20 protein-coding genes are annotated in these 18,334 nt (G+C 70.9%); 10 read left to right on the forward strand and 10 right to left on the reverse strand.

Features of this window, described 5'->3' with window-relative positions:
• Positions 1-63 precede the first annotated feature (63 nt).
• Positions 64-870 (reverse strand): hypothetical protein, encoded by an 807-nt coding sequence (locus tag WMF19_RS09720; RefSeq protein WP_437328469.1) that lies wholly within the window; start codon positions 868-870, stop codon positions 64-66.
• A gap of 95 nt (positions 871-965) precedes the next feature.
• Positions 966-1,661, reverse strand: a complete 696-nt coding sequence (locus tag WMF19_RS09725) for a hypothetical protein (RefSeq protein ID WP_437898827.1) — start codon at positions 1,659-1,661, stop codon at positions 966-968.
• Between the two features lie 44 nt (positions 1,662-1,705).
• Here WMF19_RS09725 and WMF19_RS09730 point away from each other — a divergent pair, with 44 nt between their 5' ends.
• The 3 genes from WMF19_RS09730 to WMF19_RS09740 are packed head-to-tail and all read left to right on the forward strand — an operon-like array spanning position 1,706 to position 3,269.
• Entirely contained in the window at positions 1,706-1,999 is a 294-nt protein-coding gene (locus WMF19_RS09730; RefSeq protein ID WP_272101380.1) for a 4a-hydroxytetrahydrobiopterin dehydratase, read from the forward strand.
• A gap of 26 nt (positions 2,000-2,025) precedes the next feature.
• Positions 2,026-2,853 carry a ribonuclease III gene (gene rnc / locus WMF19_RS09735; RefSeq protein WP_437898828.1) on the forward strand — a complete coding sequence of 276 codons (828 nt, stop codon included), beginning with the start codon at positions 2,026-2,028 and terminating at the stop codon, positions 2,851-2,853.
• A gap of 11 nt (positions 2,854-2,864) precedes the next feature.
• The gene (locus tag WMF19_RS09740) at positions 2,865-3,269 is read left to right on the forward strand and encodes a hypothetical protein (protein ID WP_437898829.1); all 405 of its coding nucleotides are present in this window, start codon (positions 2,865-2,867) and stop codon (positions 3,267-3,269) included.
• A gap of 85 nt (positions 3,270-3,354) precedes the next feature.
• On the opposite strand, the gene WMF19_RS09745 is transcribed toward WMF19_RS09740, so the two are convergent.
• Complete coding sequence (locus tag WMF19_RS09745) at positions 3,355-4,449, reverse strand: hypothetical protein (RefSeq protein ID WP_437898830.1); 1,095 nt, start codon at positions 4,447-4,449, stop codon at positions 3,355-3,357.
• Between the two features lie 246 nt (positions 4,450-4,695).
• Here WMF19_RS09745 and WMF19_RS09750 point away from each other — a divergent pair, with 246 nt between their 5' ends.
• Positions 4,696-5,214, forward strand: coding sequence for a tRNA (cytidine(34)-2'-O)-methyltransferase (locus WMF19_RS09750; protein ID WP_272101384.1), 519 nt, complete (start codon positions 4,696-4,698; stop codon positions 5,212-5,214).
• A gap of 113 nt (positions 5,215-5,327) precedes the next feature.
• The gene (locus tag WMF19_RS09755) at positions 5,328-5,837 is read left to right on the forward strand and encodes a hypothetical protein (protein WP_437898831.1); all 510 of its coding nucleotides are present in this window, start codon (positions 5,328-5,330) and stop codon (positions 5,835-5,837) included.
• Between the two features lie 112 nt (positions 5,838-5,949).
• On the opposite strand, the gene WMF19_RS09760 is transcribed toward WMF19_RS09755, so the two are convergent.
• The 3 genes from WMF19_RS09760 to WMF19_RS09770 form a co-directional block, all read right to left on the reverse strand.
• Positions 5,950-6,456, reverse strand: coding sequence for a CarD family transcriptional regulator (locus WMF19_RS09760; protein WP_012234339.1), 507 nt, complete (start codon positions 6,454-6,456; stop codon positions 5,950-5,952).
• 631 nt (positions 6,457-7,087) lie between these two features.
• Positions 7,088-8,023 (reverse strand): Ppx/GppA phosphatase family protein, encoded by a 936-nt coding sequence (locus tag WMF19_RS09765; RefSeq protein WP_437898832.1) that lies wholly within the window; start codon positions 8,021-8,023, stop codon positions 7,088-7,090.
• A 10-nt stretch (positions 8,024-8,033) separates the two neighbouring features.
• Complete coding sequence (locus tag WMF19_RS09770; RefSeq protein ID WP_272101387.1) at positions 8,034-8,858, reverse strand: OmpA/MotB family protein; 825 nt, start codon at positions 8,856-8,858, stop codon at positions 8,034-8,036.
• A 491-nt stretch (positions 8,859-9,349) separates the two neighbouring features.
• Here WMF19_RS09770 and WMF19_RS09775 point away from each other — a divergent pair, with 491 nt between their 5' ends.
• A complete protein-coding gene (locus WMF19_RS09775; protein WP_012234342.1) occupies positions 9,350-9,727 on the forward strand; it encodes a hypothetical protein in 378 nt (125 codons plus the stop codon).
• A gap of 368 nt (positions 9,728-10,095) precedes the next feature.
• Here WMF19_RS09775 and WMF19_RS09780 read toward each other — a convergent pair whose 3' ends face one another.
• Positions 10,096-11,706: a hypothetical protein gene (locus WMF19_RS09780; protein WP_437898833.1), complete on the reverse strand. Its 1,611-nt coding sequence runs from the start codon at positions 11,704-11,706 to the stop codon at positions 10,096-10,098.
• Between the two features lie 28 nt (positions 11,707-11,734).
• Positions 11,735-12,406 (reverse strand): AgmX/PglI C-terminal domain-containing protein, encoded by a 672-nt coding sequence (locus WMF19_RS09785; RefSeq protein WP_437898834.1) that lies wholly within the window; start codon positions 12,404-12,406, stop codon positions 11,735-11,737.
• Between the two features lie 95 nt (positions 12,407-12,501).
• Between WMF19_RS09785 and WMF19_RS09790 the strand changes: the two genes are divergently transcribed.
• Positions 12,502-12,972: a hypothetical protein gene (locus tag WMF19_RS09790; RefSeq protein WP_437898835.1), complete on the forward strand. Its 471-nt coding sequence runs from the start codon at positions 12,502-12,504 to the stop codon at positions 12,970-12,972.
• A gap of 108 nt (positions 12,973-13,080) precedes the next feature.
• Here the strand turns inward: WMF19_RS09790 and WMF19_RS09795 are convergent, their stop codons facing one another.
• Positions 13,081-13,749 carry an HNH endonuclease gene (locus tag WMF19_RS09795; RefSeq protein ID WP_437800362.1) on the reverse strand — a complete coding sequence of 223 codons (669 nt, stop codon included), beginning with the start codon at positions 13,747-13,749 and terminating at the stop codon, positions 13,081-13,083.
• A 317-nt stretch (positions 13,750-14,066) separates the two neighbouring features.
• Between WMF19_RS09795 and WMF19_RS09800 the strand changes: the two genes are divergently transcribed.
• The 3 genes from WMF19_RS09800 to coaD are packed head-to-tail and all read left to right on the forward strand — an operon-like array spanning position 14,067 to position 16,979.
• Positions 14,067-14,963 (forward strand): 3'-5' exonuclease, encoded by an 897-nt coding sequence (locus WMF19_RS09800; protein WP_437328477.1) that lies wholly within the window; start codon positions 14,067-14,069, stop codon positions 14,961-14,963.
• A gap of 7 nt (positions 14,964-14,970) precedes the next feature.
• Positions 14,971-16,476, forward strand: coding sequence for a tetratricopeptide repeat protein (locus WMF19_RS09805; protein WP_437898836.1), 1,506 nt, complete (start codon positions 14,971-14,973; stop codon positions 16,474-16,476).
• A gap of 5 nt (positions 16,477-16,481) precedes the next feature.
• Positions 16,482-16,979 (forward strand): pantetheine-phosphate adenylyltransferase, encoded by a 498-nt coding sequence (gene coaD, locus WMF19_RS09810; RefSeq protein WP_272101394.1) that lies wholly within the window; start codon positions 16,482-16,484, stop codon positions 16,977-16,979.
• 11 nt (positions 16,980-16,990) lie between these two features.
• Here coaD and WMF19_RS09815 read toward each other — a convergent pair whose 3' ends face one another.
• Positions 16,991-18,025 (reverse strand): site-2 protease family protein, encoded by a 1,035-nt coding sequence (locus WMF19_RS09815; RefSeq protein WP_437800368.1) that lies wholly within the window; start codon positions 18,023-18,025, stop codon positions 16,991-16,993.
• Between the last annotated feature and the right edge of the window lie 309 nt (positions 18,026-18,334).

Consider the following 18,334-nt stretch of genomic DNA (forward strand, 5'->3'; position numbering starts at 1 on the left):
CGCCGCCCCCCGAGGGCGACTCCGTCAGCGGCGCCGCCGCCTCCGAGGGCGCTGAACGGCGTGTCAGCTGAAGGCGATGGCGAGCGCGATGGCGGCGAAGCCGGAGGCAATGGTGAGCGCGAGCGCGGCGATGCTTCCGGCGCGTCGAGCGCGCTCCGCCGCGTCGGGGTGGAGCGCGTAGACGCCCAGGAGCAGCGCCATCGAGGCCTTGCCCGGTACCCGGAGCGAGGCCGAGAGGACCTGCTCGGCTCCCTTGGTGCCGCCCGTGATGAGCATGGCCAGCGCGCCGAGCGGGCCAGCCATGAGATCCCAGCCGCACGCGTAGAGCCCGAAGCGGAGCGCGCGCCGGCGCTCTGGCCGCGCGCCTTGACGCCGTGCCCCGAGGTCGAGCGCGGCGCCGTGCAAGGTGTGCGCGAGCACCATCCACACGGTGACCCCCGGAACGCCGATAGCGAGCCACTGGAGGGCGCTCGCGCGTGCGGCCGGGTTGCGAGCCAGCTCCAGCGTCAGGCCCGGCAGCGCCAGCGCGACGAGGGGCAGGAGCGCGGCGATCATCGACAGGATCGCGAGCGTCTCCGCCAGCAGGGCGAAGCGCATCGCCGCGGGGAGCGCGCCGTCGGGTATCGTCGCGAAGAACGTCTCGGCTCCCAGCGTGGTCGCCCTCGAGGTGGCCCAGAGCCGCGACCAGACCCCGCCGACCGGGCGCTCCCACGGGACTATCGCGACGACCCCCGAGCCCTCGTCGCTCGCCGCGGAGCACCCGGCGCAGTCGGGCTGTCCGCAGCACGCGCAGAGCACCGCCGCGGGGACATCGAACGTCTCGTCGTCCCGCGCGAGCTCACGGCGTACGCTGGCAGATCTCTTGGCCATTGCGCACCTTCGAGCAGCGGACAAAGGCCACTCCCATCAAGGTTACGTCGCACGAGCGGGCCTGTCGACCCGAGATGTCACCGGTCACACGCTGCTCAGTGCAGCACCTCGTCGCCCCGTCGCCGCTGCCCCGTGGGGAGGTCGTCGATCCTTCCTCCGAAGAACGCCGCGGTGAGCAGCGCGAGCAGCGCGATCGCACCGGTCGCGTAGAGCCCGTAGCCCCATGTGAAGCGGACGGGACGGAGCAGCGTGCTGCCCGGCGTGAACAGCAGGCGCATCGCGACGGTGACGAGGGCGACCGCGGCGAGGAAAGCGACGGCCACGCGGGCGCCGCGCATCTTGTGGATCGACCTCCGGGTCAGCGCGAGCGGGATCATCACGAAGAACGCGACCGCGGGGGCCCACATCCAGCCGAGCCTTCGCGCGAGCCCGAAGCCGCTGAGGTCGCGGAGCTCGGGGGCCGTCTCGTGGATCCACGGCGCGAAGAACGCCGCGAGCCCGAGGAGCGCGAGCGCGAGCAGGGCGCCCCGGCCGCGCCCGGCGTAGGTCCACGGGAGCGGTTCCATGTGCGGCGGGAGCGGCTCGTCAGGCTCATCTTGGAGCGCGTCGTACGAGGGGGGAAGCTTCGCGAGCGCCTCCAGCCGGAGGCCGCAGGCGGGGCACGTGGACGCCTCTTTCGCCTCGAACATCTCCCGGCAGAAGGGGCAGGCGTGAAGCCCGGTCATCGAGGCGGGAGGATAGCGCACGGCGAGCGGCGCGCGCGGCGGACGCCGCGCGGGGCGGGACCGCATTCCGGGGTTCCACCGGGGCAGGGCTTAGCCCATAGTTGCGTCCCATGGGCAAGCGTGATCGGCTCTCGGACGATGAGATCGCCGGGTTCGTCGCTGCTCACCCGGGCTGGGTGCGAGCGGGCGAGCGGATCGAACGGAGCTACTCGTTTCCGGACTACGGGACCGGCGTGGGCTTCGTGATGCAGATCGCTCTGCTGGCCGAGCGGCGTGATCATCACCCGGACATCGCGCTGTCGTGGGGCAAGGTGCGGGTCGCGTGGTCCACGCATGACGCTGGCGGTTTGACCGCGCTCGACCTGGAGCTGGCCGAGCTGACCGACCGCTTGAGCGCGGGCTGACGCTGCGCGTGGGCAAGGTGCTGGGGATGCTCCCGAGCGAGCTGCTGCAACGCCTGGATCTGGGGTTGGAGGGGGACCTGCCGCACCTCGAGGAGGCGTTGACGCACCCGAGCTTCTCGAACGAGCAGCGAGGCGGCCGGCGCGTGGACAACCAGCGCCTCGAGTTCCTGGGGGACGCCGTGCTCGGCCTGTGCGTGACGGAGCTCCTCATGGAGCGCTTTCCGGGGGCCAGGGAGGGGGAGCTCTCGATGATGCGCTCGGCCCTGGTCAACACGGACGCGCTGGCGGCGTGGGCGCGGGGGATCGAGCTCGGCGCTGCGCTCAGGGTCGGCCGCGGCGCGGAGGTCGCCGGGGAGCGCGACCAGACGAACGTGCTGGCCGACGCCACCGAGGCGCTCGTCGCGGCCCTGTACCTCGATCGCGGCTTCGAGAGCGCGCGGGCGCTGAGCCGGAAGATCGCCGCGAGCCCGCTCGCGCAGCTCGCGAGCGGCAGCATGCTCGGGCGCGACGCCAAGAGCGAGCTGCAGGAGCGCGTGCAGGCGCGCGGCGCGGCGTCGCCGCGCTACCGCCTGATGGGCACCGAGGGGCCCGACCACGACCGCGCGTTTCTCGTCGCCGTCGAGGTCGACGGCCAGGTCATCGGCACCGGCCGGGGCCGGTCGAAGAAGCTTGCGGAGCAGGCGGCCGCGCGCGCCGCGCTCCTTTCGTGCGCCGCGCCGGAGCCCGCGGCCGCCGTATCCGATGGACGGGCAGCCGCCGACGCCCTGCAAGGTGCGCCCGAGGGAAGGGGGGGCCCGCCTTCCGGCGGGGCGTCCTCCGAGCAAACCGTGAACGACCGAGGACCCAGTCGATGATGCGTCACCTGATGCTTGCTTTCAGCTTTGCGCTCTGCTCGCTCTTCGTCGCGCTGCCGGCCTGGGCCGGGAGCTACCTGGACAGGGCGAGCCTGCTGCTCGAAGAGGCGCGCAGGGAGGGCGACATGCTCCTGCCGCGGACCCATGACAAGGAGCTCGTCATGGTGGTGCATGCGCTCGCGGAAGCGCGCGCGCGGGTGGCGAGCAAGATGGAGTGCCCTGGCTCCGTCGCCAAGGCGCACCCGCACCTCCTGCTCGTGCTCGAGAACAGCGAGCGCGCCGCCGACGCGGCGGCTCAGGGCAACTTCAAGAAGTTCATGGAGCACCTCACCGTGGCGCGGAACGAGGACCGCGCATTCCGTGCGCTCCTCGCCGAGCTCGGCTACGCGCTGCCCGATCTGAGCTCGAAGCGCTGAGGCCGCGCGCGCCTCGAGCGAGCCGCGTCCGCTCGAAGCAGGTCTGCGCCGGGGCCCGTGGCGAGCGTCCCCGGCGCAGCGCGCCTCAGAACATCGCGCCGAGATCGATCCCGAGGGTCCACTGCGACCCGAGCCCGGCGAACTTGTTCTCGCCGTCGATCTCGTTCGCCGCGCCCTGGTTCGCGTCCTCGGGGCTCACGATGTCGGTGATGAAGTGCGCGCCGAGCTTGACCATCTGGAACCGCAGCTGCGCGCCGAAATGCAGCCGGTGGCGGTTCATGCGCACGGCGTCGAACACCACGGTGTTGTTGAAGTCGGCCTGGGAGCCGCCGTCGCACACCGGCTGGCCGTCGTGGGGGAGCGGCTTGCCGTCCTGCCCCTGCACGGGGTTGGCGGGCGAGTTCACCCCTCGGAAGTTGCAGAAGTTCACGGCGTCGGTGTTCGGGGTGAGATCGATGAGCCCCGAGTCTCCGAAGATCCGGAGCCACTGGTAGCCGACGTAGGGGGTGATCACGACGGTGCCGCCGATCGGCAGGGGCTTCGAGATCTCTGCGTCGGCGCCGGCCACGGTCAGCTGGAACTCCTCGGTCCCGGTGATAGTCCGGACGCTGCCGCCGACGGCGAGCTCCGGGAGGATCGCGGGGAGCCCTCGGCGGAACCCCTCGAACAGCGACCAGCGCACGTCGGCGCCCGCGCTGACGAGGCTGGTGTTGGCGAGGAACCCGACGGCGCCGGTGAGCTCGAACCCGAACGGAAAGCCCTTGCGGACCTTGAGGCCGTAGTGCTGCAGGAAGGAGTCCGGGCTCCGGTTCTCGATGGAGAAGTTCTTGCTCGTCGGATCCTGAGGTCCCTGCGTGCCCTGCTTCCAGTAGTCGGCGTCGCTGTCAATCTTCGTGTAGTTGGCCTCGATGCCGATCTCGAACCCGCCGTAGCCCGTGGTCCGCGCCGAGTGCATCGCCGACGGCGCCACCGCGAAGCCGTACTGCGCGATGAGCTTGGCGAACGCAGCGTCGTCGGTCAGGCAGCGCTGATAACGGGAGGCGGGGTTGTAGTAGAGGCCATTCTTCGGCCCTGTGATGCGGCAGGGCACGGCTCCGCCGACGCTCGGCTCCGGGTCGCGCACGAGCCGCGCGAGCGCCGGATCCATGGCGTCGGCGGCCGCGAGCGAGGACGACGCCACTCCTGCGAGGGCAATAGCCGAAGCGATCCAGCACGATGCGCGCATTCCGTGTCTCCGAGGCGGGAGGCTACGTGTCCGCTCGTACAGCCGTCAAGCGAACAGAGGGGCCTCCGTCCGTTCGGTTCGCGTTTTCCGCGCGACCGCGTGGGCCGGCTATCCGTCGAGGCGGCGCTGGCGAGCCAGGCCACGCGCGCGAGCCCTCGCTCGGGGGTTGCGGCGCGCGGTCGTGTCGCGGAAAGAGAGGGCGTGCTCAACGATGGTCGCCCCCGGCTCCGTGCGGCGCCGCTCGATCCGCCGTTCCGGATCGTGCTGGTGGAGCCGGAGATCCCCCAGAACACAGGCAACATCGCGCGGCTCGCGGCTGCGACGCAGAGCCCCTTGCATTTGCTCGGGAGGTTGGGGTTCCGCATCGACGAGCGGAGCGTCCGCCGCGCGGGGCTTGACTACTGGCACCTGGTCACGCTCGAGCAGCAGCTCGACATCGCCCACTTTCGCCACCATCACCCGAACGCTCGGCTGCGCCTCTTCAGCGCGGTGGCTTCGCGGAGCTACCTCGACGCGGACTTCCGGCCAGGCGACGCGCTGGTCTTTGGCAAGGAGAGCGTCGGTCTCGACCCCGAGCTCCTCGCCCGGATGCCGGACGATGTCTTCGGCATTCCCACGCTGGGTCCCGTGCGCTCCCTCAACCTCGCCAACGCGGTGTCCATCGTCCTGTACGAAGCGCTCCGCCAGGTGGGCGCGCTCGCCGGTGCCGCGCCGGGGTGACGCCGCGGCACCGGCGAGGAACAGCGCCATCCGCTGCGCCGTCACCCCGGACCCGGCGGCTACGCGCCGTGGACGTCGGCGACGCGTCGTTCTAAGGAGAGGGCGGCATGGTCATGCACCGGCAACCCGCGCGACATGACGCCCGACGGCCGGCCGCGCGCCTCGTCCGCGTCGGCATGGCGGTCGCGCTCTCGGTCGCGGCGCTCGCCTCCGCGGGATGCAGCAGGCGGCCTCCGAGCGGCACGCCCGACGGCGCCGTGCGGGAGCTGGTCGCTCGTCTGCGCCAGCTGCACGGCGATCCGGCTGACGCCAAGGCCGCCTTCGAGCTCCTGTCGCGCCGCGCTCGGGACAACCTCGCGTCGCGCGCGCAGCGCTACAGCGCCGCGACCGGTAAGGCGATCGCGCCCGAGGCGATGATCACGCCGTCCCGCTTCCTCTTGCGCTTCGAGCCGCAGCGCTACACCGCCCAGATCGCCGGCGCCCACGCCCTCGTGGACGTCGCCGGCCTGCTCCCGGGAGAGCGCGTCCAGGTGCCCTGCGTCTACGAGGACGCGGGGTGGCGCGTCGATGTGGCGCTGCCCCCGCTCCCTCCCGTGCAGAAGCGACCGGGCAGCGATCTCTGAAACGCGCTCGAGCCGACGGTGCGTGGAATTTGCTGTCCACAAAAGCCCGGAGGCCGGCAGTGCCGGCCTCCATCGGCAGCGGCCGCAGGGCCGCTAACCATGAGGTAACGCCTTAGTTGGCGAGAAAGATCGCCTCGATCTCGGTCTTCACCTGCTCTTCCGTCTGACCTCGGGCGATCGCGATCTCCTTCACGATCAGCGTCCGGGCGGTGTCGAGCATGCGGCGCTCACCGAACGAGAGCTGCTTGTCCGTCTTCAAGCGATAGAGGTCGCGGAGCACCTCGGCGACGTCGTAGATAGAACCCGTCTTGATCTTGTCCATGAAGCCGCGGTACCGACGGTTCCAGGTCTGGTTGTCGAACGCGATGGTACGCTCGCGGAGGATGTCGAAAATTTCCCGGATTTCCTGTTCAGAGATGACCTGGCGAAGGCCGACCGCGCTCGCGTTGCTGACTGGAACCATGATCTTTCGATCCGTGTCCAAGATGCGGAGAACATAGAATCGCTGACGGTTGCCAGCGATGTCCTTCTCCTCGATGTTGACCACCTCGGCCACGCCTTGGGCCGGGTAGACGGCTTTGTCGCCCACCTTGAACTGGATCTCCGAACGAGCCTGCATATCGTCTCCTTTGCCTTCCACCCCGCCGTCCTTTTAGTTTTTCGTCTGCCTCCCGAAATCCCTTCGAGGGGCGTACGTTGCACATGCGGTTGAACCTGGACCCGCAGAACCGACACACACCGTCACGCATTCCGAGAAAAATTCCGAGAAAAGAACCATGAGCCGCTGCTCGAGACCGCTGTGCGAGAAGCAGAAACGCGAGCACCCGCCATGACCCGCGAGAGCTCGGTGCTCTGGCGTGCACGGCGGAATCTTGAGAAGCGGCGGTTGAAGCGGACGGTTGCGGGCGGAAGGGATTGAAGTTGGGGGAACGGCCCTCTTGGAAAAGGGCCGGTTTGCGCCAGGCGCGCGCACTCTAGTGAGCCGGCCGAGATACGTCAACGAAATTCCCCGTGGTTGAGCCATCGTGGCGTGATCACTCTGGTTTTTCCTCGGGGTCGGGCGGGGTTACAATGTGTACCGATGGAGGCATCGGCGTGGGTGCGCGCCGGCTCACCCGCCTAGTTTAGGGCAGAGCGGGCCTCTCCGGGAGAGGTGGCGGACCGGACCTGGGTGGGATGACTCGAAAATGTGACGGACGCGACGGACCTCGCGCATTTCGTCCGTCCTGCCTTCAAACGAACCGGCGTACTCAGACGGGGCTGAGCCGTTCGGCGAGCCCCCAGCGGACGCCGCGATCCGAAGCGACGAGATCGACAGGAGCTCCGGCGAGCCTCGAGGCCCACGCGAGGATCTCCTCGATGAGCACGCTGCCCGCCACGATGACGTCCGCGCGCGCTGGATCCAGGGCGGGCAGCTGCCTGCGCGCGGCGAGCGGCAGGGAAGCGAGGCGGGACGTGGCGCCCACGATCTCTGCCCCGGATACCCGCGCGCCATGCACGCGCGCGCCGTCGTAGGGGGCCACGTCGCGCACGAGCGCGGCGAGGGTCGTCACCGTGCCCGCGACGCCGACCAGGGTGGGCGCGGCGAGCAGGGGCACGGCTGGAACCGTCGCCAGCGCCGCACGAGCGTCGGCGCGGACGGCCTCGAGATCCGCGGCGGCCGGCGGGTCCGTGCGGACGTGACGCTCGGTCAAGCGGACGCTCCCCACGTCGAGGCTCACCGCCTGCTCCACCGCGCCGCGCGCGCTGCCGACGATGATCTCCGTGCTGCCGCCGCCCACGTCGAACACGATCGTCGGACCGCGGGCCGGCAGGTCGAGCCCCGTCAGCGCGCCGGCGTAGGTGAGCTCCGCCTCCTCCGGCCCGGAGATCACGCGCGGGGCGACGCCGATGAGCTCGCGGGCGCGGGCGATGAACGCCTCGCCGCCGGCGGCGTCGCGCATCGCGCTGGTCCCGACGGCGTCCACGCGCTCGACGCCGCGGGACCGGAGCTCCTCCCCGTAGCGGGCGAGGCAGGCGAGCGTGCGCTCCACGGCCTCGGGGGCGAGCGCGCGCGCCGCGTCGACCCCCTGGCCGAGCCGGGTGATGGTCGCGCGCTCGACGAGCGCGACGAGCTCACCCCCGCGGCGCTCGGCGATGAGCAGGAGGACCGAGTTCGTGCCGATGTCGATGGCCGCGACGCTCATGCCCCGAGCCTTACTGGGTGAGCGTCTTCAGGTCGAGCATCTCCTCGACGTTCGGCAGCACCACGAGCTCGCAGCGCCGGTTGGCTTGCTTGTTCTCCGGGGTGTCGTTGGGCTTCACCGGATCGGTGTCGCCGTAGCCGGAGGCGCTCCACCGCTCGGGCTTGAGGCCGCCGCCGCCCTTGTCCTCGGGCTGGAGCAGGAACGCCAGCACCTCGCGGGCGCGCATCACGCTGAGCCCCCAGTTGTCCTTGAAGCGGCCGCCGGCCAGCGGCGCGTTGTCCGTGTGCCCGGCGACCTGGAAGGAGCGCGCCGACAGGCCGGAGTCGTTGCGGATGACCTCGGCCACCTTGATGAGGATCTCCTGCCCCTCCTTCTTGAGCGTCTCCCGTCCCGAGTCGAAGAGGACATCGCCGGGTAGCTGGATGACCATCCGGTTGTTGCGGACGGTCACGCTGAGCCCCAGCTTCGTGAGGGCCTGGAGCTTGTCCCGCAGGACCTCAAAGCGCTTCTTGATGTCCTCGAGCTGCTGGGCACGGCGGCGGAAGTCCTCGAGCGCGCGCGCCTGCTGCTCGAGGTTCGCGTTCAGGTTGGAGATGTCCACGCCTGCCGTCTTGAGCTGGGACTTGAGCTGCTCGATGCGGGCGGCCGCCTCGTCGAGCTCGCTCTTGGCCTTCTTGTTCTGCGCCTGCTCGGCGCTCAGCTGGGTCTTCAGGCCCTCGATCTCGCGGACCTTCGCCTGCATCTCCTCCTCCGAGTAGCCGCACCCGAGCGCCCCCGAGCCCGCAAGGAGCGTTGCGCCAAGCAACAACCACGACGTCGAGCGACGAACCAACATACCTTTCCTCCTAGAGCAGCCTAGAGCAGCGCGGCGCTCGGCCATGAGGGGCGCCGCGCAGGCGGCGCGACCGTAGCGAGGCGAATGGCGCCGCACAAGGCTCTCTAGAGCCTGCGCAACGCTGGTGCTCCGTGCGACCATGAGCGCTCCGGCGCCGTTTACTGCGCCGTGCAGGCGCACGATCGCCGGGGAGGAGCGCAAAGCGCCAAGACAGACATCCCGTCAACTGTCAACAAAAATCAGTCATACGGTTCGGTCTGGTTGCTTCACCATGGCCTGCTCCGACGTTTACCCTCGCAACGCTTGCGGACCAGTTTGCCTGGAACACATGGGATACATCGGTTTAGGGCCTGCAAGATTTTCCTTGACCATCACCATGCGTGGCAATATACGTCGTGCAACATCTGTTGCCTCGGTAAGGAAACTGTAGCGGAGAGGACGTTTGGCGATGTCCGCCGTGCCGTGCCGGGGCGAATGCAGGAGGATTTCCAATGGCTGCTAAGAAGACCGCGAAGAAGCCTGCGAAGAAGGTGACGAAGTCGGCCAAGAAGCCGGCCGCCGCGAAGGCCGGGAAGGTCGCGAAGAAGCCGGCGCGGAAGGCAGCGAAGAAGGCCGCCCCGAAGCGCGCCGCCGCCAAGAAGACCCCGAAGCGCGCCGCCGCCAAGAAGCCGGCTGCGAAGAAGGCCGCTCCGAAGCGCAAGGCGAAGGCCGCCGGCAAGCGGGCGGCTGCGCCGAAGAAGGCGGCCGCTCCTCGAGGACGCGCCGCCGCCAAGCGCGCGCCGGCCAAGGGCGCGAGCACCCGCGGCGCGCGCAAGAGCACGCCGGCTCCGGCTCCTGCGAGCACCGGCCCGTCCGACGAGTCGGAATAAGGCGACACGGGAGCGCCTCGGGTCTTCCAACAGAACGAGGCGCAGCGTGCCGGCCCGCCGGTTGTGACGAAATAATCCGTCTTACAAGACGCTCGGGGGGTGAGGACGCCGCAGATCCGGGCACGCGGGTCCAGGCCGGAGGCGCGCGCGGGTGGACGACATCCTCGCAGCGGCGCCGCCGCCTGCGGCCGCGGTGGCCGGCATCGACGCGCGGCGCGCCGCCCCTCTTCGTCGGGGTGCCGGAGCAGCGCGTGATGCGCGGTTGTCCCGCTCGGTGACGGCGGACTGCGGGGGGCTTCCAGGAGCTGCAAGCGGCGCTCGTGCCCTCGGTGCGCCGAGGATACGGCGGCGCGGCCCGCGAGGGGCGCTCAGGTGCGCTCGCCGAGGTAGAGCCGGAGAGCGCGCGCGGCGCCCTTGCGATCGAACGGGACGCCGGCGAGGTCCTCGCGCTTCGAGATCTGCTCGAACAGCTTCATCAGGAACTCGAAGAACGCCTCGCATTCGCGGATGGCGGCGTCGAGCCGCTGCGGATCGAGGAGGTCGCTCTCCTCGAGCGCCGTCATCGCGGAGACGAACGCGTCGACGTGGGGATAGTCGCCCACCCGGAGCAGCGGGTAGCCCATCGCCCGGAAATACGAGAGGAACTCGCGCACGAACGCGAAGCTCGCGATGCCGGTCCACCGATCGGGCGCCGGGCCGGTGTTGCGCGCCTTGCTCGCGAACGCACGGGCGATCTGGGCGAACATCCACACGTCGCGTCGGAGGCGATCGCTCGTCGCGCGCCGCGCGGCCTGATCATCGAAGACGCGGCCCTCCTCCAGCTTCGCGCCGAGCGACCTGCCGAGGAACAGGATCGCGTTCTGCAGGGCGGGGCGGAGGCCGTGCGAGACGGCGCGGAGGCGGACCCGGTACTCGGACTCGTTCACCAGCGCGTCCGCGGGCGGGAGGTCGTGCTCGAAGGCGCGGCGCATCTCGAGCCGCAGGTTCGCGGCGAGCCCGGTCAGCGCGGCCTTCGTGGAGAGCAGGCGGTGCCCCTCGGCGGCGAGCTCGTCGTGGCGCGCGACGATGTCGCTCGCGGGCACGCGCAGGAGATCGCGCTCGAAGCTGTCCGCGAGCAGCGCGCCCGCCCGGCGCCGGAGGTAGTTCGAGAGCGCGCGGGCGTCGCTGCGCAGGACCGCGAGCACGAGGTACCCGCGCCCCGCCACGCGGTGATCCGAGTGGTCGAGCGCGATGGCATCGAGCAGGCGGAGGTACCTGAGCATCCTGAACAGCGCGAGGAACGTGAGCGCCACGAGCCGGTGCGCCTGCTCGCCGGGCACGCGGTGGATCAGCTCGAGCACCTGCGTCGACGGGATGCGATCGAACTCCGGGCGAAACTCGAGCGCGTGGAGCGGGTTGAAGAACGTGCTCTGGGCGATCTCGCGCATCGCCGTCGCGAGGTGGGCGTAGAAGAGCCTGAAGTTGACCCTCGGCAGCCGGAGCAGCCCGCCCGCGACCTCGATGAGGTTCGTGAAGCCGTGCCGGAGCACGAAGAGGCTCGACTCCGGCGACTCCTGCGCCATCGTCGCGTGGAGCAGGCGCGTGCGCGCCGTGTCCTCCGGGAGCACCGTCTCCAGGTAGCGCTGGAAGACGAACGCGCGATCGCGATCGCCGAGCATGGTGCGCGTCAGCTGGACCACGCGCGCCATGCCGTCGCGGGCGTGCTGGAGGTGCTCGCGGAAATCGTGGCTGACGATCGTCTGGCGCCGCGCGGCGCCCGGGTGGTTCCGCGGGTTCGCGAAGCAGGCGACGCCCTTCAGGAGGATCTCGAGCTCGAAGAGCGTCTCGTCCTTCTTGTCGGCCGCGAGGCGCGCGAACCACGCCTCGCGCGCTTGCTGCTGCTCGCGCCTCAGGCCGCGCGTGTCGCGGAGCAGCTCGGCGTAGGCGTTGCGGCCGGGGTGGCCCGAGCCGCGCAGGATCCCCGAAGCGTCGCTCGACACTGACGTGCTCCTCGCCGGCGGCGCGCTGCTAGTAGTTGCGCCGCTTGAAGTCGAAGGGGTAGGTCAGCACGGTCTCCTTGCCGCTCGGCGAGCGCGCCCAGGTGATCGACTTCGCGAGCTCCTCCATGCAGGACTCGACCTGCGGCGCGGTCACGTCGCTCTTGTCGCGCACGATGCTCGCCTCCTCGAAGGTCCCGTCGGGCTTCAGCTTGAGCTGCCACGTGATCCTGCCCTGCGCGCCCTGGTGCTTGCGGGCGTACAGATCGAAGCAGCAGCGGAAGCCGTCGCGCCTCGCCTTGATCGCGTCGACGAGCGGTTGCAGGCGATCGCTCGATCCCGCGTCCGCCGAGGTCGTGGCGTTGTTCATCACGACCCCGCCGTCCGGCGGCTCGTTCGTGATATCGGAGGCGATGACCTTGCAGTCCTCGACGGTCTCAGGGGCCTTCTTGCGGCTCGCAGGCCGGTCCGGCTGCGCGGGCGCGGTGGCGCCCGGGTCCGCGGCGCCAGGGGCCGTGGCGCCCGGGTCCGCGGCGCCAGGGGACGCCGGCTGCGAGGGAGGCGGCGGCGAAGGCGAAGCGTTGAGCGACGCGCTGTCAGGCGGTGAAGGCGGCGGCGCGGTGCCGCTCGAGCAGGCCGCGAACAGGGCCGCGGCGAGGAGGACTCCGGTGAACACGGCGCTGGCAGTGGCGCAGGGACGCATGGCGCGCATACTAAACGGTTCGGCCGAGCGGAGGCGAGGCGCCTTGCGTTTTTCTCGCCTCGCGCCGGCAACCTGAGCTCTCCTCGACGGCCGTCTTGAAGATCCCGCTGTGCTTCATCGCGGCCGCCGCCGTCGCCGTCCTCGCCGCGGCAGGCTGCGATCCCATCGCGGAGCCGCGGCTGTGCGGCCAGATCCCGCAGGGAGGGTGTCCGGTCGGCCGGGGGGGCACCTGCGGCGATGCCGCGTGTCGTGCGCTCTACGACTGCCTCGAGGGGGCCTGGACGGAGGTCGCGCGCTGCGATTCCCCCGAGGCGCCCGCCGAGGACGGGGACGCGGGCGTGGGTGGCGGCCCCGGCGCGTGCGAGGTCGTGACGCTCGATCGCAGCGGTGAGGCCGCGGGCTGCACGCCCGCCCTGCAGCAGCCGGACTGCCCGGCGGCAGCCGCGGAGACCTGCGTGGATACCGCGTGCTGGACCGGCTGCATCGACTTCTTCCTCTGCACCGAGGAGGGGTGGCGAGCGATCGCCTACTGCGACGAGCAGGGGCGAGTGACCGTGGCGCCGTGAACGATCAGCCGATCGGCGCCCACCTCGGCGCCCGGGGCTGCTCGGAGCTGAACGGTCGGCTCGTCAGCGCTTGCCTTCGGCGCCGAGGAGAGACCCACGGGGGAACCGTCAGCCAGCCCTGAGGAAGGGGCTCCACTCGTCGAACGAATGCGGCAAGCCGATCAGGATCTGCATCGTCGCCGACCACCGCGGCGGCAGAGGCTGGCGGATGAGCCGCATGCTCGCCTCGTCCGGCGTGCGCCAGCCCTTGCGGAGGTTGCACGTGCGGCACGCGGTCACGAGGTTCTCCCAGGTGTCCTCGCCGCCGCGCGACCGGGGGAGCACGTGGTCGATGTTGAGATCGCGAACGGGCGGGCGGCGCGCACAGTACTGGCACTGGTGCGTGTCGCGGAGCATCACGTTCTTCCGCGTCAGCCGGATCGTCGGGCGCCGCATGCGGTCGTACCGGCGGAGGTGGAGGACGCGCGGCACGCGGAGCGAGCCGCCGACCACGGGGAGGCCATCGTCCTTGTCGCGCACCGGCAAGCTTCGCCACGCCGAGAAATCGTGGAGATCGCCGACCTCGTCGACGGCGAGGGCGGCCCCGCCGAAGAGCAGCAGGAACGCGCGACGCGCCGTCGTGATCTGCACAGGTTGGAAGAAGCGGTTCACCACGAGGACCGGGAGATCGAGCGGCTCGGTCGTCCTACGCTCGTAGCGGAACCCCGAAAACCCGTCGCCGAGATCGAGCTCCTCGTGAGGAGAGCCCCCCGGGACTGTAGCTACCCCGTCCGGCACGCTGGGCAGTGTAGCAACGAAAGCTCCGGTGAACATCCAGTGCTGCACGGCAGCGTTTCTGCTGGATCTCTGCCGTTGCCGCGCGGCGCGGCCCCTGCGCCGTCAGGGCATCGCCTCCAACCCCCCAGCGCCCGCCCCGTCGACGCTCGGGCTGCGCGAGGCCATGACGCCGGAGCCCGGACGTCACGGGCCGGACGTGCCGCGCTCGACGCTCCGCGCGGATCGCTTTCGATCGGGCGCCGTATTCGCTAAGACGCGTCCATGTCGAGGGACGGTCGTCTCCTGGGTCGAGCCGCCGTGGTGGGGAAGCAGGTCGGATGACGGAGCAGCGCGAAGGGGTGGGGCCTGAGCGGGCGACCGGCGCGGAGCCCCCCGCCGGCTCGCCCTGGGATGATCCGATCGAGAGCGCGCCGCTCGTGTTCCTCGATCTCGAGATGACGGGCCTCCGCCCCGAGAGCGATCGCGTGATCGAGGTCTGCGCCGAGCGGACGCGGGGGGACGCGTGCGAGGACGCGATCACGTCGCTCGTGCGGCCCGAGCCGGGCGTGTTCGGCAACGCGCACGTGCACGGCATCGATCCGCGGGAGCTCGCGGGCGCGCCCACGTTCGCCGAGCTCTGCGATCGCATCGACCAGGTCACGGAGGGCGCGGTGCTCATCGCGCACGCGGCCGCATGGGACGTGGCGTTCCTCGAGGCCGAGCTCGCGCGGGCGGGCAGGGCGAGGCGCCTCCCGTACTACCTCGACACGCTCGTCCTCTCCCGCCGGGCCTTCGCCCTGCCGAGCCACAGCCTCGCTTCCCTCTGCAGGGAGCTCGGCGTGCACCGCGAGCGCGCTCACCGCGCCGAAGACGACGTCCATGCCCTGCGCTCCGTGTTCCGCAAGGTCGTGGAGGTCCTCGCGCCGCGGACGCCGCGCGACCTGTGGCACGTCCGGATCGGCGAGCGCCACGCTCGCCCGGCGCTGGTGGCAGCGGCGGTGCGCGCGGCCGAGCATGCCGCCACCGTGCGCGTGCGGTACCGTCCGGCGCGCCGGGGGCCGGAGGAGCTCGTCGTGCGCGTAACGGGGGTGCGAACGGACCTCGACCCACCCCGGGTTCTCGGCTATCTGCTCCCGTCGCGCAGCCGTCGCGAGCTACGGGCCGATCGCATCCTGGCGATCGAGCCGATTTCGCCGGGAGAGCTCGGGCCGGACGGTGTGCCGCAAAGGGCCTGAGATCCACGTGCGAATCCATTCGAACCGAAACCCGCCGACGAGAAGCTCCCTCGCTGTCCGCCTCGGCGGCCTCCTGACCGCGACCTTCCTCGCCTCGTGCTCGAGCATGATCGGCCCGGAGTCCGCCCGCCCGCCGGCGGCCGAGAAATGGCTCGCCCGCGCTCGACAGGAGTTCCAGTCCGCCGACGTCGAGAACGCGCGCGATGCGGTCTCGAGGGCGCTGACGATCGTGCCGACCGACACCGAGGCCCGGCTTCTCGCGGGGCGCATCGCGCTGGCCCGGCTCGACTACGCCGAGGCGCTGCGCCTCCTCAAGGGCGTCGCCGGCTCCGAGGCCGCGGGGCTCCGCGGGCGCGCGCTCTGGTACAAGGGCGATCTCGACGCCGCCGCCGACGAGCTCGAGGCGATGCTCGACGATCCCGATGTCGTCGATGAGTGGGCGAAGTCGATCGCCAAGCTGGCGAGGCGCGGCGCGGGGCGCGCGCCGTTCACCGTCTCGGGCGCGCTCCTCGCGGCGATCGAGATGCAGCACGTGAGCGCCGCGGCCCCGTTCTTCGTCGTCCCGCTCGAGATCGACGGCGAGTCGGCGCTCGCCATGGTGTCGACCGGCACGGGCGAGGTGGTCCTCGACAGCAGCACGCGCAAGGAGCCGAGCTGGGTCTCCCTCCGCTTCGGGAAGAAGCTCGAGATCAACGACGTGCCCGCCCTCACGCAGGACCTCTCGGGCGTCTCGAAGCAGATCGGCGCGCCGGTCAAGGCGCTGCTCGGGGTGAACCTGCTCCGGCGCCTCAACGCGACCATCGATTACAGCGGCTGGCAGTTCGTCGTGCGCAGCTTCTCTCCGCCGGCGCCGCCCGACGCGACGCGCGTCGACGTCGCGTTCATCAAGGGCGGCGGTATGGTGCTGCGGAGCAGCCTCGGCCCCGACAAGTCGGTGCAGGGGCCGCTGCTCATCGACACGTCGATGACGTTCCCGATCGCGCTCGACAAGGAAGGCTGGAAGAAGGCCGGCTTCGAGGCCGATGGGTTGAAGCGGGTCGAGCAGGATCCGGAGCAGAAGCTGAAGCAGGGCGTCGTGCCGATGCTGCGGCTGGGCGCGCTGGAGATCCCCAAGGTCCCGGGCGTGTACGGGGCGCCGCTCCAGGCGGTCGAGAAGCAGCTCCAGCTCGATCTGGATGGGGTGATCGGCGCGGGGCTGCTCGCCTACTTCCGTGTCACCTTCGGCGACGGCGGTCGGCTCATGTGGATCGAGGACGACACCGCCGTGAACAAGGTGCTCCGGGGCAGCGCGCCGGCGCCCGTCAACGAAGGGCAGGCTCCCGCCGCGCCGCCAGCAGAGGGCGCCGGTCCAGCAGGCGCGCCCGGCTCACCTTCGCTCCAGGAGCCCGCGCTCCAGGCGCCGCTGGCCCCCCCCACGGCCCCCCCCACGACCGCTCCGAAGTCGACTCCGCCTGCGGCCGCTCCGAAGTCGGCGCCGCCCGCGGGCGCTCCCAAGCGGACGCCGGACCAGTGAGCATCATGTCCAAGGATCTGTTGGCTGTTTACGCGGGGAGCTTCGATCCGATCACGTTCGGTCACCTCGACCTGATCCAGCGGGCGTCGAAGCTGTTCGGTGAGGTGATCATCGCCGTCGGTAGGCATCCGACGAAGCACCCGCTGTTCACGTACTCGGAGCGGCTGGAGCTGCTGCGCCAGACCACGAGCGAGGTGACGAACGCGCGGATCGATTCGTTCGAGGGGCTCCTCATCCAGTACTGCCAGCGCGTCGGCGCGCGGGTGATCGTCCGCGGCCTGCGCGCGGCGACCGACTTCGAGTACGAGCTGCAGATCGCCCACGCGAACGCGGACATGCTCCCCGGCGTCGATACCGTCTTCTTGCCGACGCGCACCCACTACGGCTTCGTCTCCGCGTCGCTCGTGCGCGAGATCGCGAGCCACGGCGGCGACGTCAGCCACTACGCGCCCGCCGCCGTCTGCGACGCGCTCCGGTCGAAGTTCGGCGCCGCGAAGACCTGACGCTCGCGCGCTCAGTACGTGCCGAACGGGGTCGGCATCAGCAGGAGCACGAACAAGAGCAGCGTCACCACCGCGATCGCCTTGCGCGCTGGCGACAGCTCGCCGGCCTCCGTGGGAGGGTGCTCCCGCCCGCCGACGCGCAGCATCAGGTAGACGACGCCGAACCACGTGAGCCACGGCATCCCGTTCGCGACCGCGGAGCTGAGCGCGTCGGACAGCCCCTCCGCGATGAAGCGCCGGGTGAAATAGGCGACGTTGCCGACGAAGAGCGCGAGCATCAGGAAGTGCGCGGCGCGGCTGTAGCGGTCCTGCTGCTTGCCGAACAACGCGTAGGCGACGTGCCCTCCGTCGAGCTGACCGACGGGAAAGAGGTTGAACGCCGTGATGAGCAGCCCGGCCCACCCCGCCATCGCCGTGGGGCCGAGGAAGACGTCATGGGTCTCCGGGATCGGGCCGACCGCGAGCCGCCTCAGCAGGAGATAGAGGAGGCTGCGCCCCTCCTGCAGCGCAGGTCCGGAGCTCGCGTGCACGTCCGAGCGCATGAGGCCCACGAAGAGGACGGGGAGCGCCACGGCGAGGCCGGCCAGCGGGCCGGAGGCGCCGATGTCGAGCAGCGCGTTCCGCGACTTGATCCTGCCCTTCATCGAGATCACCGCGCCCATCGTGCCGAGCGGGCTCACCACAGGGAGCGGGATGAAGTAGGGGAGCGACGCCTCGACCCCGTGCGCGCGCGCCGCGAAGTAGTGCCCGAACTCGTGCGCCAGCAGGATCGACAGGAACGGCACCGCGAACGGCCACGTCTGCGGCAGCGCCTTCACGAACGAGAGCGCGCTGTCGTCGTCCGGCGTGATCGGAGCCCAGAGGGTGCCGGCGACGAACACCGAGATGACCGTCACGCAGAAGAGCGCGAGGTTCTTCTTCCATCGCAGCGGGGGCGGGGGCGAAGCGGCTGCTGCGCTCGGCTCTGCGGAGCTCGGCGCCGCGGGGGCCAGCTCGGCGTCGAGGTCGAGCGTGCTCGGGGTGGAGGATCGACGGTCGTCGGTCATGCGCCGCCTAGCGTGGCCGCCTCCTCGTCGCCGCTCAAGCGATCCACGCGCGCCTGCGTTCAGGGCGGGTAGCTCGCAGCGCTCTCGGAGCGCACGCCGCGCTGCTGGCCGGCGGCGCGGCCCTGCCGTGGCGGCGTGATGCTCGCCTGGCCGCGGGACCCTCGACCACGCCCGCGCAGGCACGACGAGGTCTGCGCGCACACCGATGACTTTGCGCGTCATCCCCCTGCGCCACGGTCTTCCCGTGGCGCCGGCCCGGTCGCTGGAAGCGGTCGCGGCCGGAGCTTCGTGCTGCCGCGGAGCGCGCGA

Origin of the sequence: Sorangium sp. So ce124, assembly GCF_051525235.1 — a bacterium.
In the GTDB taxonomy this organism is placed as follows: Bacteria; Myxococcota_A; Polyangia; order Polyangiales; family Polyangiaceae; genus Sorangium; species Sorangium atrum.